Here is a 24,618-nt window from a genome sequence, read left to right as displayed (position 1 = left end):
CGATCTGTCGCTCCAGTCAGTCCGTCGCGGTTTCCAGGACATGGCGCTGTTTCCAGGCGCCAAGGTGATGGGTCCAGCCAGTGGCGGCATTGAATTTCAGGATCACGGGTTTGGCGTGGTGCATGCTGAACCTGCGTATGTCGTCAAAGGCCAGCACGCCCAGGTGATGCGCCGCATGGCGGAATGCTGCGCCGTGGCCGACAAAGATCTGCGCGGTGCCGGACATCTTCGCTTCGCTGCGTTCCATGGAGGTTTTCAGGAAGGCGGCGACACGTTCACCTGCTTCCAGAAGGCTTTCGGCCCCCTGTGCTGGCAACCGGTAATGACTGTTCGATTTCCAGTCCTCCGGTGGCAGCTGATGACGGGGATCCTCCATCAGGATCTGTTCGATTTCCGGAATGGTCAGGTTTGCAAACGCCCCGACACTGCGTTCGGCCAGGGCGGCCTGCTCGAGAACGGAGAAATCCTCGTTGATCGCTTCCGACAGGCTCTGGCACAGGAGCTGGGCGGTTTGCCAGGCGCGCTGCTGAAGAGAGCAATAGACGGTCCTGGACAGCTGCCAGCCATGTTCGGCCGCCAGACCGGCCAGTTCCTTGCCAAGGGCCAGCGCCTGGGCCTTGCCGCCATCCGTCAGCGGAAACGGCTGCAAGGCACTCGGCGTGCCGGGCTTTTGATGGTAGGCGCCGTGTCTGACAAGAATGGCAAATCGGTCGGTCATGTCATCTGTCCCAGGAGGTCCGCGCCCGCATCGAACAGGGCGTCAAAATCGATCTGGCCGGTGACCTCCCAGACCTGCACGCCGTTGAGAGCGTTCAGATAGGAAGCCGTGTCCATCTCCGTCCGGTCCGTCCAGAAGATGCCGTCAGGCGCCTGGTAGAACGGGCCCGGGCTTTTCATGATGGCGGACAGGAGATCCGGTCGATCCTTGAGTTCGACCTTTTTGACTTCCGTCGGGGCTGCGCTGTCGCGCGACCAGTTCAGCACCCAGAAGTCGGTCAGGTGGGCGTCGTGGGAGATCCGGCCGGGACCGTAGATGTCGTCGATGAAAAGGTCGTATTTCTCTTCCAGGTGCCAGAGTTCATCCGGCTCCATGTTGCGCAGTTCTTCCTCGCGTTCCTCGTCGATGATGCCGGCGAGGCGGGCATTGTTCACGATGGTGCCCGGGTTGATGCGCGGCAGTTTCGGGATGCCGAGAGCGTCCGTGTGTTCCTGCGCATTGCGGACCAGCAACCGGTCATTGGTGACATATTGTGTGCCGGCAATTTCCATCAGGCGCAGCATGGTTGTCGACTTGCCACCGCCGCTGAGCCCGGAAATGGCAAGGCCCTTCAGCTGTGTGCGAACAGCTGCTGCATGACAGGCGACCCAGTCCGCTCTCTGGAAGTGATTGAGGATCTGCGTGTTGACGAAATTGATCACCTGGTTGGGGTAGGATTCTGTCGGGCCGAAGGCGATGGCCCAGTCCGGTGCCTGAAGGAACTGGACACCGGTGCGCACCTTCAGAACCAGGCGACCATTTTCCAAATCGCAAATGGCGTCCTTGCGGCCGGTCTTGCCAGGTTCACGGGCCCAATCTGCAAAATCCACCGTAAATGGTATTTCCGCCTCGCCGAGTACATGAACCGTCATGTCGGGCGCAGCGGGCGCGGAAATGACATGCTGGAAATAGCGCAGAAGCTCGGCCAGCAGCACGCCGGACATGCACCGGACCTCGACGACATAGCCGCCAACGGTCAGGAACACCGGATCGGAATTCCGGGTTTCCCGCTCCGGGCGAAGCGCGTCGACAATGTCCTGAACGCTGATCCCGGTCATGCGCGCACCTTTTCAATGACATGATCGGCGTAGAGCGTCGCCGCGTCGATCGACGCACCTTCCAAGGCCCCCTTGAAGCCGCCGAAGGCTGAAACCTCGAAGATGATCGGTCCGTTCTCCGTGAGGCCGACATCGACGGTCGTGAAATCCAGATTGAAGGGCGCCTGGGCGCGCCGGGCCAGTTCGATCAACTCAGCATCGGGCTCAAACGGCTCGTATTTGCCACCGTGCAGGATGGTCGTGTTCCAGCTGTCTGTCTGGGCAACACGGGCATAAGTGCCAAGATAGTTTCCGCCGAGAAACACCATGCCGAGATCCCGGCCCGAGAGGTTGACCTTCTGCTGCAGATACATGACCGGATTGCCGGCTCTGAAGGCCTCGATCTTCTGGCGCAGAGTGGCTTCGCCTTCATTGGCCTCCATCAGCGTCATGCCACGGGCCTTGGTGGAAAAGAGCGGTTTGAAGACCGCGCCGCCAAAACGCTGGACTGCGCTGAGTGCCTGTTCTGTGCTCTCGGTGACGCAGGTGGCGGGCATCGGAACACCGGCATTGGAGAGCGTGACCGTGCAGCTCAGACGGTTTACCAGGCCGAGGATGGAATTTGTCGGGGAGAAGACCTTCACTCCGGATGCTTCGGCAACCCGCAGCATTTCCAGCCGGTCGAGTGTGGCGGGACTGTAGTCCTGGCTGATCTTCTTGATCACCAGCCCATCCAGTTGACAGAGGTCGGTCTCACCCGCCATCAGGGCTCGGGTGTTCAGGTCAAGAGCGACGTCCGCCATGTCGACGACGCAGCGAAACCCGGTTTTCTGTTCCAGGGCGTCGGCAAGTACTTCCGTCGACCATTTGCCAGGGATGCCGATGACGCCGATTTTCAGATCAGTCAACGAAGAGTTCCTTCATCTGCAACCGGAAACGGGCTTCGTCGCCGGGAGGGCAGGCAAGCGCCTGCTCGATCAGGTAGCGTGACCGCAGCCACATGCGCCGGGCGTGGGATTTGTCGAAAATGAACCGGGTGGAACTTGCAAAGGATCGGGCAAGCCCCAGCGCCAGCCGATACTCGAACGTGTCGTCGCCCTGTTTGCGGGCAAAGGCGCGTGCGGATTTATAGAAGTCCTGAGAGACAGCCATGATGCGCAGGCGCGTGTCACGGTCGAGCACCTGGAGGCGGTAGTTGGACACCATGAAGACGGAGACGTCCTGGACATAGTCCATGTAGCGCGAGCGGTGCAGGTCAATGAAATGGATCCGGTCCTCGCCCGGATCGTAGATGATATTGTCGACGTTGAAGTCGCCGTGGATATAGACCGAGAAGGGGGCGGGGACCTTGGCCTCGCGTTCTGCGGCCTGCTCGATCAGCCTGTCGAAGGACGGCAGTTCCGTGCCTGAGAAACTGACCTTGGTGTCCTTGAACTCCGGGTGGACGCGGCGCACTTCGCCTAGCCTTTTGGCAAGCTGCTGCATACTGTCCAGTTCTGCCGGTTCCCTGGTTCTGGTCTGCTTCCAGACATCCTTGAGGGTTCGTGTCAGGCGATTGAGCGCCGTTGCGCAGACGGTGTCCTTTTCGTTGAGGACGATATGCTCAAAGGTCAGTCCTGGCAGATGCTCGATCAAAAGGGCCGCAGACTGACTGCGTTTTTCATAAGACAGGATCTTCGGGGCGAGGCCCGGATAGATCGAATGCCAGCTCTTCACACCCTGGCGTTCTTCCTTGACCTTGCTCTTTTCGCCATCCTTGAAGACGGCTGCGACTTCCTCGGTCTTGCGGTTCTTGATGGCGGAGATCGAGCTGCCCGAGCGGGTCTCGGCAATGGTTTCAACGGTCAGATCGCCGTTCACACCGTCCAGATCGGACATGAGGCTCTGGAGCGCAAAATACCGCTCGAAATTGACGGCCTGACCGATATTGGCGGAAATCAGCGCTTCACTGATGGAGTTCAGCGAGTCGCCCATGCGCTGCATCTCGCTGGCCACCAGCAGGCTGTTGGCAATATCCGCCGAACGGATGTCCGCGTTGCGCATGTCCTTGGTGTAGATCTTGAAGAGCTTGCGGTAATCCGCTTCGATCTTGCCCTGCAGCTGGCCGATCTGGATGGCCAACGCGCTGTCGCTGCTCGCAAAGGCCTCTTCAATCCGGCCCACCCCCTCGCGGACCCTGCCGACGATTGCCGGATAGCGCTCCGGAACCAGCGTTGAGAAGGTCTCGATATTCTCCACGTGGCGCAGGGATTGTCGGGCAAGGTTCGACAGGCGCTGCAGATCGGAGGCAATGAATTCGAGGCTGCGCAAGGTCAGGTGCTTGCGGTTGTTGTTTTTTGCCCCTGCCATGTGACGCACGCAGGCCGCCAGGATTCGGGTCTTCAGATTGTGGGCATACCCGGCCCGATCCATGATCCGGCGCGCGGTCGCAGCCGTCGGCTCCTTGAAGAAGGCCTCGAGCTGGATCAGCTGTCCGTCGATCTCCGCGCACAGAAAATGGAGATTTTCCCGGATTATCTTGGGTGCGTTAGTCATTCTGGGGCCCGAGATAGACTTTGGGGACCCGCGTACAGCCAAGTGAAAACAGTTTTGTGACATAAAGCGGACGTAGATGTGCCGCGTCTTCGGCCGAGATCCATCGGGTGGCGGTCTGATGCGGGTCCGGATGACAGCCCAGCTTGGGCTCATAGTCTTCGTCGACCGTGCAGGAAAAGATGAAATCGAGCTGGTGCTGACGCTCCTTGCCTTCCGATTTCAACCGGAAAAGATCGGCCACATGGAGCAGTGCTCCAACGGTAATTTCCGCGCCGATTTCCTCCAGGCACTCGCGTTTCAGCGCTTCTTCCAGGCTCTCGCCCGGCTCCTGCTTGCCACCGGGCAGCGTGTAGTAAAGCCCTTTGTCTGCATGATGTTTTTCCTGCACCAGCAGCTTGTCTTCATGCAGGATGAAGGCTCTTGGCGTTGAACGGATGATCGGGCGAAAAGGGGGAGAGGAAAGGTCGCTGGAGATTGTGTTGCGTCCTTCTATATTCCGGGTGTGCCCAGGGTTGACCTGCTTGCCGGCTTCCTTGAATGCGCAGGCTGTGGTTCTGCCCAATGCCCTGGCTGGGAGCCGTCTGGATTATAGATGAGTCGCAGACTCCCGGCTAAGTGATAAAAGCCTGTGAATTATATAAGCTTCAGGCCAAAAGGCGCCTTCTTTGCCCATCGTGGCTCGTGAGCCCTGACCGGAAGAATCAGTTTCCTGCACTCGCCAAACTCATTCCGACAAGCGCGCTTGGGTGTATCTAGAAGGAGAACCGCGCATTCTGAATGGGTAATCGCTCCTATGAGGCGGGCCGCAGGGTTCTCCTCAGAGTCTGGCCCGAAAGTGATGGCCGGGGCGAATGCTTCAGTCACATTTGTCATTCCCGCGAAAGCGGGAAACCAGGACTCCGTGAGGTTAGATATAATTTTTAGCGCCGATTCATGAGGTTACTGGGTCCCCGCTTTCGCGGGGAAGACAACCGAGAGGGGGCGAGTTCGTGCCAGGAACCATGAAAGCTGCCTCCTAGATCACTTTCGGGCCAGACACTCAGAAGGAGGCTGCTGGATCTGGAGCTGTTGAACATCGGGTTGGTTGCCACAAACTCCGTGTCTTCCCGGCCTTGAGCCGGGAACCAATCCAAATCTCGGCGTGTCGGGGCGTTGGAAAGAGGTGTGGCTGTGCTTGCGGAACTCCCTTTGCCTTGTTTCGAAGGCTCTGGAAATGAGTAGGTCCCGGCTCAAGGCCGGGATGACCGCAATGCGTAAGGTGAGGCAGGGCACTCCGGCAAGGCCGGGACGATTATTGCGTTGGGCGGCAATTCGGCGGGTCCGGCATGATCGCCCGTGGGCACGGTCACCCTCAGATATCCGGCCCCATGGCCCGGCCCTCGGTGGTGGGGTCGATGTCGTTGCGCAGTTTTTCCAACGCGCGCATGCGCTCCTGGGCGCGGGCCTGGTTCTCGCGGGTGACGCCCGCAATCAGCACCTCGGCGACGGCCATCAGCGCCAGCGAGGAATCCCACGGCGACGGCACCGCCACGCGGGCGGGCAGGACATAGCTGGCGATCCGCCCGACCGGGGACATCCAGCTGTCGGTGACGAGGGCAACCGTCGCGCCCTGCTTGGCGGCGGCTTCGGCGAACTGGATGATCTCGGCCTGATAGCGGCGGATATCGAAGACAAGCACCACATCCTTCGGGCCGATGCCGATGAGCTGGTCCAGCCAGTTGCCCTGCTGGCCGGCGACGTGATTGACGTTGGGCCTGACGATCCTGAGATGGGCTGCCATGTAGCGGGCGAGACCATCGGTGAAGCGGCCACCGATCAGGTGTACCGTCTTGCGCTCGTCGGCCAGGAGCTTGGTGAGGCCGCTGAGTTCGCCCTTGGGCAGATGGGCAAAGGTCTCGCGGACATTGTCCAGGAGCTGGCTGACATGGGGGTCGCGGTCGGGGTCGTCGCCCATGTTGGCGCTGCGGGCAAGCGGTGAATTCAGCTGACTTTCCAATTCGCTGCGCAGTTTCTTCTGAAACTCCGCAAAGCCCGGAAAGCCGAGCCTTCCGATGAAGCGCAGGATGGTGGGCGAACTGACATTTGCAGCCGCTGCAAACTGGGCAACCGTGCCCAGACCCTGCATCGGATAATTGGCCATCAGGGCATGGGCCGCCTTCTTTTCCGTCGCCGTGAACTCGTCGAGACGGTCGCGAATATCATCCAAGAGTGGGCGTTCCATGGGCTCCGGCCTTTTTCTTATCGGGGCCGCTGAATTTCATTTGACAGCGGTTCCAATCTGCGTATCAAATATTACAGATCTTAATTAAGTCGGCAATCCTGTAACAAACATTACAAGCTTGGATGTCGGTCTTTCAGGGAGTTGGGAATGGGTGCAGGTCTTCCCTCAGGAGGAATGAACCGGGCTGTCGCGGTTGAAAACGCGGAGGGCGCCGGGCCGTTTGTTCTGGTTTGCGATCATGCCTCCAATTTTCTGCCTCCGCCCTATGACACCAGCCTGCAGATCTCGGATGCCGACAAGATCGCCCATATTGCCTGGGACCCGGGCGCGCTCGGTGTTGCGCGCGGCCTGTCGCAGGCGCTGGATGCCCCGCTGGTCGCGACGACCGTCTCGCGGCTGATCATCGACTGTAACCGCGAAGAAAGCCGGGCCGATCTGATCCCGTGCCTGAGCGAGACCACCCAGATTGCCGGCAATCGGGATCTGTCTGCCGATGAAAAGGCGTTCCGGCTCAACCTGGCGCACCGGCCGTTCCACAAGGCGATCGACAAGGTTCTGAACGAGCGCAAGGACAGGGGACTGCCAAGCGCCGTTGTCTCGATCCATTCCTTCACGCCGGTCTACAAGGGCAAGTCCCGCCCCTGGGAAATCGGCCTGATCTCCGAAAACGATCGCCGCCTCGCCGATCCGGTGTTGTCCGATCTGGCTGCGCGCGGCGATCTGACGGTGGGCGACAATGAACCCTATTCGCCGGCGGACGGGGTCTATTACACGATCCGCCGTCACGGCGAGGACCGGCAATTGCCGTGTCTGATGATCGAGATCCGCAACGACGAAGTCCGCACCCCGGATGAAGAAGCGCGCTGGACCGAGCTGCTGGCACCTGTCTTGAAACGTGCTGCGGAGACGATTGCGGGAGGCGCCCGTGTTTAAGGTCGCCAGCCTCTACATCCGTATCGTCGACGGCTTCAACCGCGGTCTCGGCAAGATCATCATGTGGGGCGTCTTCGTGATGGCTGCGATCCTGCTCTGGTCGTCGATCTCCAAGACCTTTTTCAATCCATCGCTGTGGACGCTGGAAATCGCGCAGTTCGCGATGGTCGCCTATTATGTTCTGGGCGGGCCTTATTCGATCCAGATGGGATCGAATGTGCGCATGGATCTTTTCTATGCGGAATGGAGCGTGAAGAAGAAGGCCTGGTTCGATGCCTTCACCGTGCTCCTGCTGATCTTCTATCTCTGTGTGCTGCTTTATGGTGCGCTCAATTCCACGGCCTATTCGCTCGGTTATTTCGGCAAGGATTCAATCAGCTTCTGGTGGGATCTCTTTGTCACCTTCGTTACCGGCGGTCCGTCGGCGGCCAGCGAGAAGCTTGGCTTCATCGAGCGCAGTCCTACCGCCTGGCGGCCCTATCTCTGGCCCGTCAAGGTGATCATGATCATCGGTTTCTTCCTGATGCTGCTTCAGACCGTCTCTGAACTCCTGAAAGACATTGCCCGGATCAAGGGAGTGACGCTCTGATGTCCTATGAGTTGATCGCTCTCTTGATGTTCTCGTCGATGATGCTGATGCTCCTGACGGGGCAGCGCGTCTTCGGTGCGATTGGCGGCATCGCGGCCATTGCAGCCCTGGCGCTCTGGGGCACCGGCGGTGGTGACATTCCCTTCTCGGCTGCCATGAAGCTGATGAAATGGTATCCGCTTCTGACGCTGCCGATGTTCATCTTCATGGGCTATGTGTTGTCGGAAACCAAGATTGCCGACGACCTCTACAAGATGTTCCACGTCTGGATGGGGCCGATCCATGGCGGGCTGGCCATCGGCACGATCCTCCTGATGGTCCTGATCTCGGCGATGAACGGTCTGTCGGTTGCAGGCATGGCCATCGGCGCGACCATTGCGCTGCCGGAGCTTCTCAAACGCAAATATGACAAGCGCATGGTCACGGGGGTGATCCAGGCCGGATCCTCCCTGGGGATCCTTGTGCCACCCTCGGTCGTGCTGGTGCTTTACGCCATGATTGCGCGTGCGCCGGTCGGCCAGCTCTGGCTTGCCGGCATCGTGCCGGGCCTGATGATGGCAACGATGTTCGTCATCTATATCGCCGTGCGCTGCAAGATCCAGCCGGAGCTCGGCCCGGTGCTGACGCGCGAGGGGCGCGAAGCCTCCAAGGATGACAAGTACAAGCTGCTGCTGGCCGGCATCCTGCCGATCGTGATCTTCGCTGCCATGATGGTACCCTTCGTGATGGGCAAGACCAGCCTGGTCGAAGCGTCCGCCATCGGCGCCCTGACGGCTTTGCTGGCCGCGATCTTCCGCCGCCGCATGACCTGGGACATCCTGATCCTGTGTCTGAAGAACACGCTCGGCATTTCCTGCATGTTCATGTGGATCATCCTGGCCGCGCTCGGCTTCGGCGCTGTCTTTGATGGTCTCGGCGCAGTCAAGGCGATCGAGAACCTCTTCACCGACCAGCTCGGCCTGTCACCCTGGATGATCCTGATCCTGATGCAGCTGTCCTTCCTGGTGATGGGCACCTTCCTGGACGACACGGCGATGCTGGTGATCGTGGCGCCGCTTTACGTGCCGCTGGTGGCCTCGCTCGACCTCGGCATGCCGCGCGGCGAAATCCTGATCTGGTACGGCGTGCTCTACACGATCACCACCCAGATCGCCTATATGACGCCACCCTTTGGCTACAACCTCTTCCTGATGCGGGCGATGGCGCCCAAGGACATCACCATGCGCGACATCTACGGCTCGATCACGCCGTTCGTCCTGGTGATGATGCTGGCGCTCGCGCTCGTGATGGCCTTCCCGCAAATCGCTCTCTGGCTGCCGGAGCTTGTCTACGGCAGATAGCGCGAGGAACGGGCAACAAACAACGTCCGGAGGAACGGAGTTGGACTGCGGTATATCAGAGCCGGAAAACGGCCGACCCGCGCGAACTGAAACTGGAACTTAGGGGAACTAGAGATGAAGAATAGACGTGAGTTTCTGAAAAAAGCCGGTCTCGGCACGGCAGCCGCCGCCGGTGCAACGACGCTTGCGGCCCCGGCCGTTCATGGCCAGACGCAGATCAAGTGGCGCCTGCAGACCTATGCCGGTCCGGCGCTGGCCGAGCATGTCATCAAGCCGCATATCGACGCCTTCAACAAGGCCGCCAACGGCGAGATGGTGATCGAGCTCTTCACGGCCGACCAGCTGGTGCCGACGGGCGAGCTGTTCCGCGCCATGCAGCAGGGCACGATCGATGCCGTGCAGTCCGATGACGATTCCATGGCGTCTCCGACCGAAGTCACCGTGTTCGGCGGCTACTTCCCGTTTGCGTCCCGCTATTCCCTCGACGTGCCGGTGCTGTTCAACCAGTACGGCCTGAAGGAAATCTGGGAAGAGGAATACGCCAAGGTCGGCGTGAAGCACATTTCCGCAGGCGCCTGGGATCCGTGCCACTTCGCCACCAAGGACCCGATCCGCTCGCTGAAGGACCTGGAAGGCAAGCGCGTCTTCACCTTCCCGACCGCCGGCCGCTTCATGAGCCAGTTCGGCGTCGTGCCGGTCACCCTGCCGTGGGAAGACATTGAAGTCGCCGTCCAGACCGGCGAACTCGACGGCATTGCCTGGTCGGGCATCACCGAGGATTACACCGTCGGCTGGGCGGATGTGACCAACTACTTCCTGACCAACAACATCTCCGGCGCCTGGGCGGGCTCCTTCTTTGCCAACCAGGAACGCTGGAACGAGCTTCCGGACCACCTGAAATCGATGCTGCAGCTGGCCATGGACGCCTCCCACTATTATCGCCAGTGGTGGTACTGGGGCGGCGAAGCCAACCTGCGTGTCAACGGCACCAAGATGGAGCTGACCTCCATTCCGGATGCAGAATGGGCCACCGTTGAAGAAGCTGCCATGGCGTTCTGGGACGAGATCGCAGCCGAAAGCCCGACCAAGGCCAAGGTGGTGGAGATCTTCAAGAAGTATAACCAGGACATGCAGAAAGCAGGCCGTCCTTACCGTTACACCTGATGCAGGCCCTGGCCGCGCCGGCTTTCCGCAGGTGCGGCCACACCTACCGGTCCGGAGCAGAACCCTCCGGGCCGGGACTTTTGAGATTTTGAGAACACGACCCGCCTGCCGCGGGCCAAGAAACGGACACGCTGAAAATGCCTGGCAACCTGACCTTCGACGGATTGAAGTCGCTCGTTTCCTCAGGAGAGATCGATACGGTGCTCACCTGTATCGTCGACATGCAGGGACGGCTGATGGGCAAGCGTTTCCACGCCCAGCACTTTGTCGACAGCGCCTATGAAGAGACCCATTGCTGCAACTACCTGCTGGCAACCGACCTGGAAATGTACACGGTCGAGGGCTATGCGGCGACGAGCTGGTCGGGCGGCTATGGCGACTATGTGATGAAGCCGGACCTGTCGACGCTGCGCCTGGTGCCCTGGCTGGACGGCACTGCCATGGTGCTGTGCGATGTGCAGGATCACCACACACATGGGGACGTGCCGCATTCGCCGCGGGCGATGCTGAAGGCCCAGGTCGCGAAACTGGCCGAATTGGGCCTGACGCCGATCATGGCGACCGAGCTGGAATTCTTCCTGTTCGAGAAAAGCTACGACGACATGCGCAAGGGCGGCTTCCGCGACATGGAGCCGATCTCCGGCTACAACGAGGATTACCACATCCTGCAGACGACCAAGGAAGAGGATGTCATGCGCCCGGTGCGCAACGGCCTCTATGCGGCCGGGGTCCCGGTGGAAAACACCAAGGGCGAGGCCGAAACCGGTCAGGAAGAGCTCAACATCCGCTATGCGCCCGCGCTGGACACGGCCGAGTATCATACGATCGCCAAACAGGCGGTGAAGGAAATCGCCTGGGCCAAGGGCCGTTCAGCGTCCTTCCTGGCCAAGTGGCATCATGACAAGGTCGGCTCGTCCTCGCATGTGCACCAGTCCCTGTTCGACAAGAACGGCAACAATGTCTTCTGCGATGCCGATGGCCATTACGGCATGTCGGAAACGATGCGCCACTACCTTGCCGGCCTGATCAAATACGCACCGGATTACACCTATTTCCTGGCGCCCTACATCAACAGCTACAAGCGTTTCCAGAAGGGCACCTTCGCACCGACCAAGACCGTCTGGTCGGTCGACAACCGCACCGCCGGTTTCCGCCTCTGCGGTGAGGGCACCAAGGGGCTGCGCATCGAATGCCGCATCGGCGGCTCCGATCTCAATCCCTACCTGGCGCTTGCGGTCCAGATCGCAGCCGGTCTGAAGGGGATCGAGGAAAAACTGACTCTCGATCCTCCGACCACCGGGGATGTCTACGAGGCCAAGCGCGCCAGGGAAATTCCGCAGACGCTGCGCGAGGCCCGTGAAACCTTGCGCAAGTCCAAATTCCTGCGAGAAGCCTTCTCCGATGCCGTGATCGACCACTATGCGCGGGCCGCTGAATGGGAGCTGGAGGAATTCGATAGGGTGGTCACCGATTACGAGATTGCCCGCGGCTTCGAGCGGGCGTAAAGGGCGAAGAGACGAGAAGGCGCGCGACACACCATAGCCTCATCCTGAGGAGGACCGGAAGGTCCGTCTCGAAGGATGGGCGGCACGCTCCGAGAAAGCGGCTGATCCTTCGAGACGCCGCTTTGCAGCTCCTCAGGATGAGGGTGGTGGGGAAGCGGACTTAGGAAATCAAAGAGCCAACCACTTTTGAAGACGCCGCCCGGAAGAGGCGGGTTTGAGAGGTTCAAATGTCAGATGTGATCAAACTGATTTCGCCGATCGACGGCTCGGTCTATGCCGAGCGTCCGGCGCTGGACGAAGCTGCTGTCGACCGCGTGGTCACCGCGGCGCGTGCGGCCCAGCCAGGCTGGGCGGCCCTGCCCATTGCCGAGCGCGTCGCCTATTGCGAAAAGGCTCTGGAAGCCCTGAAGGCAATGAATGACGACGTTGTTCAGGAACTGGCCTGGCAGATGGGCCGTCCGGTCCGTTTCGGCGGCGAACTTGGCGGCACCATCGAGCGGACCGAATATTGCGCGCGCACCGCGGCTGAAGCTCTGGCCGATATCGAGCGCACCGACAAGGCCGGTTTCAAACGGTACCTGAAACGCGTGCCGCTCGGCATCGTCATGGTCATCGCGCCCTGGAACTATCCGTTCATGACGGCGATCAACACCATCATGCCGGCGCTTATGGCCGGCAACGTGATCGTGCTGAAACATGCCGCGCAGACTCTGCTGGTCGGTGAGCGCCTCGCCAAGGCTTTCGAGATTGCAGGCCTGCCGAAAGGTGTCTTCCAGAATATCGTTCTGACCCATGCCGGCACGGAAAAGCTGCTTGGATCCGGCCTGATCGACCATGTCAATTTCACAGGGTCCGTCGGCGGTGGCCGCGCCATTGAAAAGGCCCTGGCCGGCACCTTCGCCACGCTCGGTCTTGAGCTGGGCGGCAAGGACCCCGCCTATGTCCGTGCCGATGCGGATCTGAATTATGCGGTTGAAAATCTCGTGGACGGTGCTTTCTACAATGCCGGTCAGTGCTGCTGCGGCATCGAGCGTGTCTATGTGCATGAAAGCCTTTATGACCGGTTCGTCGAGGGCTTTGTCGACCTGACAAGCCAGTACAAGCTCGGCAATCCGCTGGACGAAGCGACCACCCTCGGCCCGATGGCCCAGGCCCGCTTTGCGGCCTGGGTGCGCGAGCAGACCGAAGAGGCGCTGCGCAAGGGTGCCAAAGCCCATATCGACACGTCCGGTTTCGAGGCCGATGCAGCGGGTACGCCCTATCTGGCGCCTCAGGTCCTGACCGACGTCAATCACCAGATGTCGGTGATGCGCGAGGAAAGCTTCGGACCGGTGGTCGGCATCATGAAGGTGAAGGACGACGAAGAAGCGCTGCAGTTCATGAATGACAGCCCCTATGGTCTGACCGCGTCGATCTGGACCGAAGATGTCGCCGCAGCAGCGGAGATCGGCGATCGGATCGAAACCGGCACCGTCTTCATGAACCGCTGCGACTATCTCGACCCGGCGCTGGTCTGGACGGGCGTGAAGGACACCGGCAAGGGTGCCGCCCTCTCCGAGATCGGCTTTCATAACCTGACAAGGCCGAAGTCGTTCCACTTCCGCGTGGAACACTGAAGCGGCGAGACGAAAACCTGAGCAAGCCCGGTTTCCCTCGTTTCAATTGGAATTGGGACGTTGGGCTTGCTCCCCTCTCCCCCCTTGCGGGGGAGATTTCTCCGTCAGGAGACAGAGGGGGGGCAACCTCTCGGCAAATCCGGCACCGGAATTAAGGCATACCGCCCGGTACCCCCTCTGTCCGCTGAAGCGGACATCTCCCCCGCAAGGGGGGAGAGGGGTGCAAGCGGTGACGTTAAAAAAGACAACTGCGATCGCGGAATGTGGTGGCAGAAAAACAGACGATCAAACCAACGAGACGACCATGAGCTCACTTCCTTCCGTCAACTGGTCCTATCCGACCTCCGTCCGTTTCGGCGTCGGCCGTATCAAGGAATTGCCTGATGCGGTGAAAGCGTCCGGCATGACCAACCCGCTGCTGGTGACCGACCCGGGCCTTGCCGGCCTGCCGATGGTGGCAGAGGCGATCGAGAGCCTGAAGGCCGCCGGTCTTCAGGCCGCCGTCTTTTCCGACGTCAAGCCGAACCCGGTCGACAGCAACATCAATGCCGGTGTCGCCGCTTTCAAGGCAGGTGGGCATGACGGCGTTATCGCCTTCGGCGGCGGCTCGGGCCTCGATGCGGGCAAGCTGATTGCCTTCATGTCCGGTCAGTCCCGGCCGATCTGGGATTTTGAAGACATCGGCGACTGGTGGACCCGCGCCGACCCGGCCGGTATTGCGCCGATCGTTGCCGTCCCGACAACGGCGGGCACCGGTTCGGAAGTCGGCCGCGCCGGCGTGGTCACGAACGAGGCGACCCACACGAAGAAAGTGATCTTCCATCCGAAGATGCTGCCTGAAACCGTCATCTGCGATCCGGAGCTGACGGTCGGCATGCCGCGCTTCATCACGGTCGGCACCGGCATGGACGCGCTCGCCCATTGCCTGGAGGCTTATTCCGCTCCGATGTATCATCCGATGTCGGAAGGCATCGCGCTGGAAGGCATGCGGCTGGTGTTTGAAAACCTGCCGAAGGTTGCCGCCGATGGCGCGGATCTTGAAGCACGTGGCCACCTGATGAGCGCAGCGGCCATGGGCGCCGTTGCCTTCCAGAAGGGGCTCGGTGCGATTCACTCGCTGTCGCATCCGGTCGGTGCTCTCTATGACACCCATCACGGCATGACCAATGCGGTCTTCATGCCTTATGTGCTGCAGTTCAACCGGCCGGCGATCGAGCAGAAATTCGAGCGCCTGGCCGGCTTCCTCGGCATCTCCGGTGGTTATCAGGGCGTGCTTGACGCGATCCTGAAACTGCGCGCGGACCTCGATGTGCCGCATACGCTTGGCGGACTGAATGTCGATGATGGCAAACGCGAGCTGATCGCGGAGATGGCCATCGTCGACCCGACCGCCGGCGGCAATCCGGTGGAACTCACCAAGGACGGCGCTCTGGAAATCTTCGACAAGGCGCAGGCGGGAACGGTCTGACGTTCTGTGCCTGAGGACACAAGAGGCGCACCTTCTGGTGCGCCTCACCAGGCGTTCTGCCAACGCCGTCATTCCGGACGGTCTGCAGCGCAGCTGCATGGCCAGATCCGGAATCCAGCGCTCAAATCGCACCGTAGGTGCTCCGTATTACTTGGCCTAAATTTCCCCAATCTGTGCTCGCTTTCGCTCGCGCTGATGCGCTGGTTTCCGGATCGGCGTGCAGCTTTACTGCATTTGTCCGGAATGACTAATCAGCAGAGCTTGGTCCTTCCAATGAGCGTCAGGCCGTCGCCGCCGCTTGGCGCAGATCCGCAAGTGTTGCCGGAGCCGCGATCTCCGACAGTTGACCCGTCTTGACATCGTAAAGCACGGCGGAAACGCTCAGGGAACCTGGAAGCACCGGGGCATCACGCAGCCTTGCAATGTCCCTTTTCAGGTCGGTGTCGTGATCGGAGATGGCCGATTCAGACACGTCGATTCCAAGCTTTTCCTTCAGCGTCGCCTGGAACTCCGGATTGGCGAAGTTCTGTGCACCGCACTGGGTGTGCTGCATCAGGACGACATTGAAAGCGGGCGGCGCCTTTGTCAGTTTGCCGACCATGGCGGCGAGAGCGGCGATTTCCTCGATCACGGCACGGGGTTGCTCGGCCGCCATTGTTGCGGATGACAACCGCGTCGCCAAGATCGAGCCCGAGCACATGGGCCGGATCGACCCGCGCGTCGATACAAGTGATCAATAACGTGTTCAGCCTGGGCAGGATCGGCAGGTCGGCCTTGTCAAAGCCTTCGGCGAATTGCGCATTGCGGTCAAAAAGAACAGATGTGTCGGTCATGGTGTTTTCCTTCTGTGGCAGGTCAGGCAACCCGGGTTGCCGGGGCAGTGGCTTGGGTGAAGTCGTGGCTTTGGACCCAGTCCGGCGTTTCCTGCGCAAAACGTGGGGTTTCGAGGCGGACGTAGTCGCGGCTTGACTGGATGCGGTCGAGATCGAGCGCCGGGGTCAGGGCGATCCTGGTAAAACCGAACAGGGCACGGGCCGTCCGGGAGATGCTCCGGCGGAGATCCGGGCGTCTGGCGACCAGCCGACGGGTGATGCTTTCAAAGGATTCCGGCGCATGGCCACCGACGTCCTCGACATGCCGTGTCGGCGCACTCACAGCAAAGGCGCCGCGCCGGTATTCTTCAGCGTAGATGGCGAGCTGGGAGACGGCAGCCTCGGAAAAATTCGAGGGCGGCATTGCGCGCAGCGCCTTGGTCATCATCTTCTCCGAAATGTTCTGGTACCTGACCTTGCGACCGAGCGCGCGTCCCATGGCTGCAGCAATTTCGTCCGGCGACATCAGCTCCGGCCCGGTCGGGCGATAAGTCCTGCCTGCGTGACGGTCCGGATCGGCAAGAGCGGCAACGACGACACGCGCGATATCCTCGTTGGAGGGCGGGGCGTTCTTCTTCTCGTGGCCCGGTCCTAGCGGCATGGTGAAGAGGCCGAGATGGGCCGCCATGTCGATCACCATCAGATAGTTGTCGGCAAACCAGCCCGGGTTGATGGAGGTGACGGTCATGTTTGGCGCCAGCCGGATCAGCGCGTCGGAGAGATAGACTTCCCGGGTGAAAAGGGACGGGTGGTCGCAGGCGGTCAGCCATTGGCCGAGTGTGACCACGTGCTCCAGAGCGGCCTCGTTGGCGGCGACCGTGAAGACCGCGTTGAAATGCAGCCCGTTCGGTGCTGTTGGTGCACATTGATAGGCGCGCCGAACCCCTGCCATCGCCCTGCGCATGTCAGCAAGCGCATATTGATTGCCGACGAAGACTTCAGCCCCGGCGCGCTTCAGCAGGACTGCGCGGTGATCTTGCCGTCGCAGGAATGCACGCACCGGGAACCCCTTTTCAAGCAGTTGCAAGGTGACGGGCAGGCCGGTTTTTCCGCCGGCGCTGGTGACGAGAATTTTCGGTTTTGAGGGCACGGGACACCTTTTAGATGATGGTTGTAATCTATAAATATAGATGATAGGTGAAATCTATATTGTCAAGCCCAGAAGAAAGGTGCCCCGATGCCGCGCATGTCAGAAGCTGAAAAGCAGAAGTCTCACAACAAGATACTGGAAGCTGCCGCGCGCATGCTGCGCGCCGGGGGAACTGACGCGACCAGCGTATCGGATGTGATGCAGGCGGCCGGGCTGACCCATGGCGGCTTCTATCGACACTTCAAATCGAAGGACGAACTGGTCTCCGCCGCGTTCCGCAAGGCGGTCGATGATGTGCTGACGGAGATGGAGCGGGCAACGGACGACGCGGAAAAGACGAGGGCCCGTCGCGACTATATCGATACCTATCTGTCAAAATGTCATGTCGACAATCGGGGAGACGGCTGCCCCCTGGCGGCTCTGGCAAACGATCTCAGCCGGGGCGAGGAGGTCGCGCGGCGAGAGGGCGTGGCGGCGGTTGACCGTGTGTCGGCGCTTTTGAAAACCGGCGATGCAGCGGCTCAGGGGACGGCACTGCTGGCGCTCATGGTCGGCACGGTCACGCTGGCGCGCCTGGCAGAGGCAGCCGGCAAGTCTGAGAGCATTTTGGAAGCCGGCCGGACCGCTGCGGAACTGCTCGAGCGCAATTGGTCGACCAGGACGTGAGTCGGATTAATTAATCGTCCGCAAATCCGGTTCGGCCGCGTCAATCGGCAAAGCTGCTGCGTCTGCTTTTCGCCAGGCCTCCGGGGTTTTGCCCGTTACGCGCAGGAATTCGCGGTTGAAGTTGGATTTGGTGGAGAAGCCGGCAAGATGCATGGCGTGGATCACTGTAATGTCAGGATCGGCCAGCAACCGGCAGACTTCCTTGACACGATACCCGTTGACGAAGCGCGAAACATTTTGACCGGTTACCCGATTGACTGCTTGCGACACGAGGCGCGTCGGGAAACCCGACTTTCGAGACAGCTTGGCAAGGTTCAGGCTATCATCTCTGTATAGGTGTTGTTCCGACATGAGCCTGTTGAGTCGGTCCACAATTTCAGCATCCTGAGGAGACGGGGCCAACGTCGCTTTTGAGGCCTCTGATTGCTCTGCTTCCCCGGTACCTGCCTGCGCATGTCCTGCAGACAAGGCGGAGAGGCCGATCAACAGCAGGCTGACGAGGTTGGCGTTGCTGACAAGGGCTGCGGCATGCACGCCGCCAGAGCGCTCGAAATCCACCAGGACCAACACATCGAGGCATGCAGAAAGACCAAGACAGACCGCCGCCAGCCAGATCGCACGATGCGCATTGGCAGCGGCGTCAAGACGGGCATTTCCGAGACCGTCCGGACCTGCCAGAGCGAGCCTTGCCAGTATCAGTGCGGCGGCGAGGTAGAGAAGGATCAGGGCCAAATCCACCAGTTCCGGTTTGAAAAACAGCAGCACCGCCACGGTGACCATTGCTGACGGTGCGAAGACTTTCAGGTTTCGTCCCGACCGAATGCCTCCGGCAAGGCCTCCAAAACATGCGAGCGTTATCAGCGGCAGCGAGGCTGCAAGAACCGGAATGGCATGGCGAACAGCCTCGATCCCATAACCCCAGCGCAATCCGATCAAGACCGATTGCAGGGCGCAAAGGGCAATCAACAGCAGGAACGGTTTGGTGGCGATCAAGGCATTGCTGCGCCCAAGCCGCGCGAAGATCAGCGCCAGCAGCAACGCGTTGACGAAGGGCAAGGGGACAAACAGCAAGAATACCACCCGCAGAGAGGGACTGAAACGTGTTTCGAAAGGACTGAATCGCGATTGAGGACGACGGCTCAGCGTCAATTAGCAAATCTGCCGGCATTGCTCCACAGACTGAAGGAGGTCTTATGAAACGTTTTGTAAAAAGGACTGCTTTGACATTGTGCATGGCACTTTCCTCCACGCTGCCGGCCGCTTCGGCCAAGGTATTCGAAACAGTCGGTTTTGAGAAAACCCTGGTCCACTCAAAGGAAAGAGACGAAAACCTGACGGTCCTGATCTGGTATCCGGCCTTACCCGGTGGTGACCTCGAAGCTGTCGGCGAAAACCGGGTCTTCGCAGGCACGAAAGCCTTTCAAAACGCCCCCGTCGCAAAAGGCATGCATCCGCTGGTGCTCCTGTCGCATGGATCGGGCGCGAGCGTCGAACGCATGGCCTGGATTGCGGTGGAGCTGGCCGCAAACGGTTTTGTCGTGGCTGGACCAAATCATCCGGGCACGACAAGCGGAGATTCCACACCGGAAGATACGCCGAAACTCTGGCAGCGGACGAACGACCTTTCTACGCTTCTCGATCACTTGCTGCAGGATCCGGTGTGGCGAGCGGCAATCGATCCGGAAAGGGTTGGAAGTCTTGGTTTTTCGCTCGGCGGTGCCGCGGTGCTCAGAAGTGTCGGGGCGCTGGCGACCGTGGAAGCCTATGTACGCTATTGCGACACTTATCCGGGCATGGCGGATTGCCGGTGGTTCAAGGGAGGCAGGGCGTATCGCCACGGTGAGGAAATCAAAGTCAGGCCATTCGATCTACGCTCAGTCAACCGGGCAAGGTTCGAGCAACGGGAACAGGATCTGCGCATCCGGGCGGTAGTCGCGGTCGATCCGGCTCTGGCGGCAGTGTTCGATCCGGCAAGCCTGGAGCCAGTCAACATTCCACTCCATTTTATCAATCTCGGTTTGCCGAAGACGATTCCGATTGCGGTAAAATCTGATGAACTTGCCGAAGGCGCCTCCTCGGGAAGTCTCGACTATGTTGCCAACGCAGTTCACTTCAGCTTTTTGCCGGAATGCGCGCCAGGCGCTGCCGATTTCCTGAAGCGGATTGGGGAAACGGATGAACTTTGCGCGGACGGTGGGGCGCGGCCCCGTGCGGAACTTCATCAGGAGCTCGCCGACAAAATCGTAACAGTCCTTCAGAACAGTTTGTCGGTTGGAAAGTGAGACCAATACCAGACTGCCCCGTGGTTGGGGAGCACGGGGCAGACCTTTCATGAAAGGGTTCACGCAGTGTTCTGACGCTCGATCAGCTTCAGCATGGCGACCAGAACGATGCCGTAGAGCACATGGCCGACGAGGGCGACCCAGACGATGCCGGTGAAGTTCAGGAAGAACGGCAGACCGGCGAGGGAGGTGATGCCGCCAATGGCAAAGATCCAGAGACCGAAACCGTAGATCGCGGACGGGACAAGCCAGTGGGTGTCACCGACAACACGCTGCCAGAGCGGAGCGAAGATGAACATCCATCCGAGCGGATAGCCGATCAGGCCAACCACGTAGAAGTGCACGAAGTAACCGGCAAAGGCGTTGTTGGGCAGGCCGAGACTGCCGAGCAGGCTCTGAGCAAGGCCGTGGGGCGAGAGGTTGGCAAAGCCAAGGCCGGGGCTGAGGATCTGGCCCCAGACGTCAAAGGCGATGGTGGCAAAAAAACCTGAGATGAACATCAGGCCGAGCGTGTTGAAATTGAGGGCCGGCAGTGAAACGGCCGGGCGTGTCTCTGAAGTGGTCATGGTCATGGTCGTCTCTCTTCCCAGATGAGAATGTCGTTGCAGCCCTGAAGTGGGAACGGAGGCGATCACATGGAAATAAAATGGCGCCGGCATTTTGTGACGAGTTTGTGAGCGCCAGTTTATCGGTCGTTTTCAGCAACATCCGTCCAGCTCAGGCCAAACCGATCGAGATATTTCTTCAACCGGTCGGCGTCATTGCGGCTGGTCTTGGTGGCGCGGGAGGCGGCGAAGAGCACGCGGCCGGCCGCGCTCAGGGTGGGGCTCTTCCTGCAGATGCGGACCACATAAGCCAGCTGGACCCGGTCGAAGGGATCGACCTCGGAGAGACGGTCTCCGACCAGTGTCTGCAGCAGCGCATCGTCCGGATTGATCTCCGCGCTCGACCATTGCCGTTCCAGGGCGTCGATTTCCTGGTCGACAAGGGCGAGTGTGATGCGTCCCCGGGGGCCAGGGTGCACAGACGCTGCACGGACGCGCCGAGGTCGCGGAAGTTGCCGGGCCAGGCCGTGCCGGGCGATGTGGCAAAGTCCAGATATCGCGCCCTAGCATCGGCGTTGAAGCCGACCCGGTTGCCGAGCAGCCGTTCGGAGCGGTTCAGCTCGAATTCGATGTTCGGTTCGATATCCTCGCGCCGTTCGCTCAAGGATGGCAGGCGGAAGGTCCAGAGATTGAGCCTGGCATAGAGATCCGGCCGGAACTTGCCTTCGGACACCAGGTGCCCGAGGTTCTTGTTGGTGCCGGCGATCAGCTGGAACCGGCTGGTGATTTCATGATCCGAGCCGAGCGGCAGGAACCGGCCGGTTTCAACCGCATGCAGGATCATCGCCTGTTCATCGAGCCCGAGTTCGTTGATCTCGTCCAGAAAAAGTACGCCGCCGTCTGCCTCGCGTAGCAGGCCGCGCCGGTCGGAGCTGCCGCTGCCGACCGCACCTCTGCGATGCCCGAACAGGCTGGACATGGCGCGTTCGCCTTTCAGCGTGGCGCAGTTGACGTGAACAAGGCGCCCCTTTACGCGCCGCCGCTGCAGCTTGAGTTCGTAGATGCGTTCGGCGAGCTCACTCTTGCCGGTCCCCGTATCGCCGAGCAGTAGCAGGGGGGCATCGGAGTTGGTCGCGACAAGCTCTATCCGCTCTATCAGGCTGTTGAAGCCGGCGTTGCGCGTTTCGATGCCGGCCTTCAAAAGCGCATTATATTCCTCGGCCACAAGATCGAAGCGCTGCTGCAAGGCGTCGTAGCGGGAGAGATCCAGGTCGACAATATTGTAGTTGCCGGTGACGTCGTCTGCGTCACGGGGCGGCGGCGAGGTCTGCACCAGTTTGGCGGGGACATGGCGGGATTCGGTCAGCAGAAACCAGCAGATCTGGGCCACATGGGTGCCGGTGGTCAGGTGGACAAAATAGTCCTCCCGATCCTCGTCGAAGCCGTAATCGCGGGCAAAGTCGAACAGCGCGCCATAGACTTCCTGAAAATCCCAGGGATCGCGTAGATCAACCTGTTGCAGCAGGACCTCGGTGGCCGGACTGGCCTCCTCGATTTCGCGCTTCACGTGATGGGCGAGGCGGTGGAACGCCCTGTCGTGGAGTAGTTCCAGCCGGTGCACCGGAAAGGTGCCGTGCTGGGTAACGGCAATGGACGGTCGCCAGCGGCGCTTCTTGCCGGCATCCAGTTGGGTGCCGAGAAAGCCGATCACCACGTTCTTTTTCAGGTCGGTATTCAATTTTATAATTCCTTATCTGTAAGTATAAGATTATTTACTGTCATAAATGTCAATAATGAAAATAATCAATAAAAATCAATAGTTTGTATGATTTTGCGTTTTTTGTTTTTGTCCGCCATAACGGCAGGCATTCTCCTTCTCGAAACGAACACGAGAGACACGGCTGTCCGGCAGCTGGGTCCGAGGAGCAGAAAATGGCGAACAAAATGCTTTTTGCCTCCCTGAGGGGACGCCTTGCCAAGAAGGCCGATGCCAGGAACCTGGCTGGTGGCCGCGCCTATCTTTACGAGGATCGCCAGAAGCTTGCGCAACTGGCGGCGACCGGATCCATCGGAGACCTGTTCTACCAGAGTGCCGAGATGGAACTGGACCAGGTGCTGGCGGCGACGGAATCTGTGCCGGATGATTTCCTGGCCAGGACCGCGGTCTATGCCCGCCAGAAGGGTCACATGAAAGACCTGCCGGCCCTGCTGCTGGCGGTTCTTGCCTCCAGGGATACCGGGCTGTTTGCCCAGGCTTTTCCGATGGTCGTGACCGACGGCAAGATGCTGCGCAACTTCGTGCAGATCATGCGGTCCGGTCAGACCGGGCGTAGGTCTCTGGGAACCCGGCCGAAGGCCCTGGTGCGCGCCTGGCTGAACACGGCCAGCACCTATCAGCTGCTTCAGGCCAGCATCGGTAATGATCCGTCCCTGGCGGACGTCATCAAGATGGTGCACCCGAAGCCTCGTGACGAGGAGCGGGAAGCCCTGTTTGCCTGGCTGATCGGCAAGCCGTGCGATGTGGAGAAGCTGCCGGTTGAAGTGCGTGACTATGTAGCCTTCAAGGAAAACCCGAAGGGCCGCAGGGTCCCGGACGTACCGTTCCAGATGCTGACGCACCTGCCGCTCACCCGGGAAGACTGGACCGCGCTGGCAGAGCGCGGAAGCTGGACCATGGTGCGCATGAACCTGAACACCTTCCTGCGTCACGGCGTCTTCGAAGGTGGGCGGTTCTTCAAGGCCAAGGCAGTTGGGATGGTGGCCGATATCCTGAGGGATCCGAAGCGGATCAGGAAGGCGCGGGTGTTCCCGTATCAGCTGCTGACGGCCTACCAGGCCCTGTCGGGCGAGATGCCGGCCGAAATCCGCGAGGCCCTGCACGATGCGATGGAAATCTCTGTTGCCAACGTGCCGGCCTTCAAGGGACAGGTTGTCGTCTGCCCCGATGTCTCCGGGTCCATGGTGTCGCCGGTGACCGGCTACAGGAAGGGAGCGACCACGGTGACGCGCTGCGTCGACGTTGCCGCGCTGATCTCCGCCGCCGTTCTGAGGCGCAACCGCGGCGCGACCGTGCTGCCGTTCGAGGTGGATGTGCGTGAGGTCAAGCTGACTGCACGCGACACGATCCTGACCAATGCCCAGAAGCTCATCGAGCAGTGGGGCGGCGGAACGAACTGTGCAGCGCCACTGATCTGGCTGAACAGGAAGGGCCGTGCGCCGGACCTGGTCATCCTGGTCTCGGATAACCAGTCCTGGGCAGGTCTCCACCGCGGTGCGTCCACGGGCGTGATGCGGGAATGGGAGAAGCTGAAAAGGCGGAACCCGGACGCCAAGCTGGTGTGCATCGATATCGCGCCCTACGGCACGGCGCAGGCGGTTTCCAGGCCGGACATCCTCAATGTCGGAGGTTTCTCCGACGCGGTGTTCGACCAGGTCGCGGCCTTTGCCGAAGACCGAATGAATGCGGACCAGTGGGTCGGCGAGATCGAAGCGATCGAGCTGACCTGACACAAACAATGACGCGGCGGGCAATCCGCCCGCCGCGTACACCGGAAGAGACAGGCGAATGCCGAAGGAACTACATTGCTCCACCATGGGATCAGTCCGAGTGGGTTCGACTCCCCTCCTTGCAGGCGCTCTCAGGCTCGAGCGGGACCCCCGATGTTTCTTCAAACTTGTCGCCTGGACTTCCCGGGAAATTTCAAACCGTGGCGGATGCCGATGGAACTACATCCACACCGGAGACGCGTGGGTCGAGCCACGCCATCGCGAACCTGCGATGTCGTCCAGCGAGGAAGGACACCGGCGCTTGTTTCATCACTCGCTTGCCGCTGCAAAAAACTTAAACCGGTCAGGGCGAATGCCTGCAGAACTACATCGACTGTGAATCGCCAGGTTGCGGGTTCGAATCCCGCCGCCGCAACCACTTCATGCGGCGTAGCTCAATCGGATAGAGCAGGAACGTTTTGCACCCACCTTGTCGCCCTGACCGGACCGAC

Annotated in this window: 20 protein-coding genes and 1 pseudogene; 10 read left to right on the top strand and 11 right to left on the bottom strand. The window is 60.4% G+C overall.

Features of this window, described 5'->3' with window-relative positions; all coding sequences use genetic code 11:
* Positions 1–16: 16 nt before the first annotated feature.
* The 6 genes from CHH27_RS14865 to CHH27_RS14835 form a co-directional block, all read right to left on the bottom strand.
* Positions 17–718, bottom strand: coding sequence for a histidine phosphatase family protein (locus tag CHH27_RS14865; protein ID WP_094072285.1), 702 nt, complete (start codon positions 716–718; stop codon positions 17–19).
* Positions 715–1,815, bottom strand: coding sequence for an HprK-related kinase B (locus CHH27_RS14860; RefSeq protein ID WP_094072284.1), 1,101 nt, complete (start codon positions 1,813–1,815; stop codon positions 715–717). The genes CHH27_RS14865 and CHH27_RS14860 overlap by 4 nt, the downstream gene beginning before the upstream one ends.
* Positions 1,812–2,702 (bottom strand): GAK system ATP-grasp enzyme, encoded by an 891-nt coding sequence (locus CHH27_RS14855; protein ID WP_094072283.1) that lies wholly within the window; start codon positions 2,700–2,702, stop codon positions 1,812–1,814. Before CHH27_RS14855 ends, CHH27_RS14860 begins: the two co-directional genes overlap by 4 nt.
* On the bottom strand, positions 2,695–4,329 hold the full coding sequence (locus CHH27_RS14850) for a phosphotransferase (protein ID WP_094072282.1): 1,635 nt from the start codon (positions 4,327–4,329) through the stop codon (positions 2,695–2,697). Before CHH27_RS14850 ends, CHH27_RS14855 begins: the two co-directional genes overlap by 8 nt.
* Positions 4,322–4,891 carry an NUDIX domain-containing protein gene (locus tag CHH27_RS14845; RefSeq protein ID WP_094072281.1) on the bottom strand — a complete coding sequence of 190 codons (570 nt, stop codon included), beginning with the start codon at positions 4,889–4,891 and terminating at the stop codon, positions 4,322–4,324. The genes CHH27_RS14850 and CHH27_RS14845 overlap by 8 nt, the downstream gene beginning before the upstream one ends.
* Before the next feature lie 789 nt (positions 4,892–5,680).
* On the bottom strand, positions 5,681–6,550 hold the full coding sequence (locus tag CHH27_RS14835) for a MurR/RpiR family transcriptional regulator (RefSeq protein WP_094072279.1): 870 nt from the start codon (positions 6,548–6,550) through the stop codon (positions 5,681–5,683).
* 174 nt (positions 6,551–6,724) lie between these two features.
* On the opposite strand from CHH27_RS14835, the gene CHH27_RS14830 reads away from it, so the two are divergent.
* From CHH27_RS14830 to CHH27_RS14800, 7 genes are all read left to right on the top strand, one after another.
* Entirely contained in the window at positions 6,725–7,483 is a 759-nt protein-coding gene (locus tag CHH27_RS14830) for an N-formylglutamate amidohydrolase (protein ID WP_094072278.1), read from the top strand.
* Positions 7,476–8,072: a TRAP transporter small permease subunit gene (locus tag CHH27_RS14825; protein WP_247646110.1), complete on the top strand. Its 597-nt coding sequence runs from the start codon at positions 7,476–7,478 to the stop codon at positions 8,070–8,072. Before CHH27_RS14830 ends, CHH27_RS14825 begins: the two co-directional genes overlap by 8 nt.
* A complete protein-coding gene (locus CHH27_RS14820) occupies positions 8,072–9,412 on the top strand; it encodes a TRAP transporter large permease subunit (RefSeq protein ID WP_094072277.1) in 1,341 nt (446 codons plus the stop codon). The genes CHH27_RS14825 and CHH27_RS14820 overlap by 1 nt, the downstream gene beginning before the upstream one ends.
* Before the next feature lie 114 nt (positions 9,413–9,526).
* Positions 9,527–10,576, top strand: a complete 1,050-nt coding sequence (locus CHH27_RS14815) for a TRAP transporter substrate-binding protein (protein ID WP_094072276.1) — start codon at positions 9,527–9,529, stop codon at positions 10,574–10,576.
* A gap of 137 nt (positions 10,577–10,713) precedes the next feature.
* Entirely contained in the window at positions 10,714–12,081 is a 1,368-nt protein-coding gene (locus tag CHH27_RS14810; RefSeq protein ID WP_094072275.1) for a glutamine synthetase family protein, read from the top strand.
* 227 nt (positions 12,082–12,308) lie between these two features.
* Positions 12,309–13,697 carry an aldehyde dehydrogenase family protein gene (locus tag CHH27_RS14805; protein WP_094072274.1) on the top strand — a complete coding sequence of 463 codons (1,389 nt, stop codon included), beginning with the start codon at positions 12,309–12,311 and terminating at the stop codon, positions 13,695–13,697.
* 304 nt (positions 13,698–14,001) lie between these two features.
* Positions 14,002–15,165, top strand: coding sequence for an iron-containing alcohol dehydrogenase (locus tag CHH27_RS14800; protein ID WP_094074766.1), 1,164 nt, complete (start codon positions 14,002–14,004; stop codon positions 15,163–15,165).
* Between the two features lie 280 nt (positions 15,166–15,445).
* Here the strand turns inward: CHH27_RS14800 and CHH27_RS28360 are convergent, their stop codons facing one another.
* Both CHH27_RS28360 and CHH27_RS14790 read right to left on the bottom strand, forming a co-directional pair.
* Entirely contained in the window at positions 15,446–15,835 is a 390-nt protein-coding gene (locus tag CHH27_RS28360) for a hypothetical protein (protein WP_247646109.1), read from the bottom strand.
* A gap of 185 nt (positions 15,836–16,020) precedes the next feature.
* Positions 16,021–17,127, bottom strand: a complete 1,107-nt coding sequence (locus CHH27_RS14790) for an NmrA family NAD(P)-binding protein (protein WP_157738941.1) — start codon at positions 17,125–17,127, stop codon at positions 16,021–16,023.
* A gap of 96 nt (positions 17,128–17,223) precedes the next feature.
* On the opposite strand from CHH27_RS14790, the gene CHH27_RS14785 reads away from it, so the two are divergent.
* Positions 17,224–17,793 (top strand): TetR/AcrR family transcriptional regulator, encoded by a 570-nt coding sequence (locus tag CHH27_RS14785; RefSeq protein ID WP_157738940.1) that lies wholly within the window; start codon positions 17,224–17,226, stop codon positions 17,791–17,793.
* A 6-nt stretch (positions 17,794–17,799) separates the two neighbouring features.
* Here the strand turns inward: CHH27_RS14785 and CHH27_RS14780 are convergent, their stop codons facing one another.
* Complete coding sequence (locus CHH27_RS14780; RefSeq protein ID WP_208988234.1) at positions 17,800–18,942, bottom strand: AraC family transcriptional regulator; 1,143 nt, start codon at positions 18,940–18,942, stop codon at positions 17,800–17,802.
* A gap of 83 nt (positions 18,943–19,025) precedes the next feature.
* Between CHH27_RS14780 and CHH27_RS14775 the strand changes: the two genes are divergently transcribed.
* Positions 19,026–20,075, top strand: coding sequence for a dienelactone hydrolase (locus CHH27_RS14775; protein WP_198338223.1), 1,050 nt, complete (start codon positions 19,026–19,028; stop codon positions 20,073–20,075).
* A 59-nt stretch (positions 20,076–20,134) separates the two neighbouring features.
* Here CHH27_RS14775 and CHH27_RS14770 read toward each other — a convergent pair whose 3' ends face one another.
* Both CHH27_RS14770 and rtcR read right to left on the bottom strand, forming a co-directional pair.
* A complete protein-coding gene (locus tag CHH27_RS14770) occupies positions 20,135–20,647 on the bottom strand; it encodes a hypothetical protein (RefSeq protein WP_208988233.1) in 513 nt (170 codons plus the stop codon).
* A gap of 113 nt (positions 20,648–20,760) precedes the next feature.
* Positions 20,761–22,346, bottom strand: a pseudogene (rtcR, locus tag CHH27_RS14765) (RNA repair transcriptional activator RtcR).
* A 206-nt stretch (positions 22,347–22,552) separates the two neighbouring features.
* Here rtcR and CHH27_RS14760 point away from each other — a divergent pair.
* The gene (locus CHH27_RS14760; RefSeq protein WP_094072268.1) at positions 22,553–24,127 is read left to right on the top strand and encodes a TROVE domain-containing protein; all 1,575 of its coding nucleotides are present in this window, start codon (positions 22,553–22,555) and stop codon (positions 24,125–24,127) included.
* Positions 24,128–24,618 lie beyond the last annotated feature (491 nt).

The sequence above is a fragment of the Labrenzia sp. VG12 genome, assembly GCF_002237595.1.
Lineage (GTDB): Bacteria > Pseudomonadota > Alphaproteobacteria > Rhizobiales > Stappiaceae > Roseibium.
This window is presented reverse-complemented; position numbering and strand designations above follow the sequence as displayed.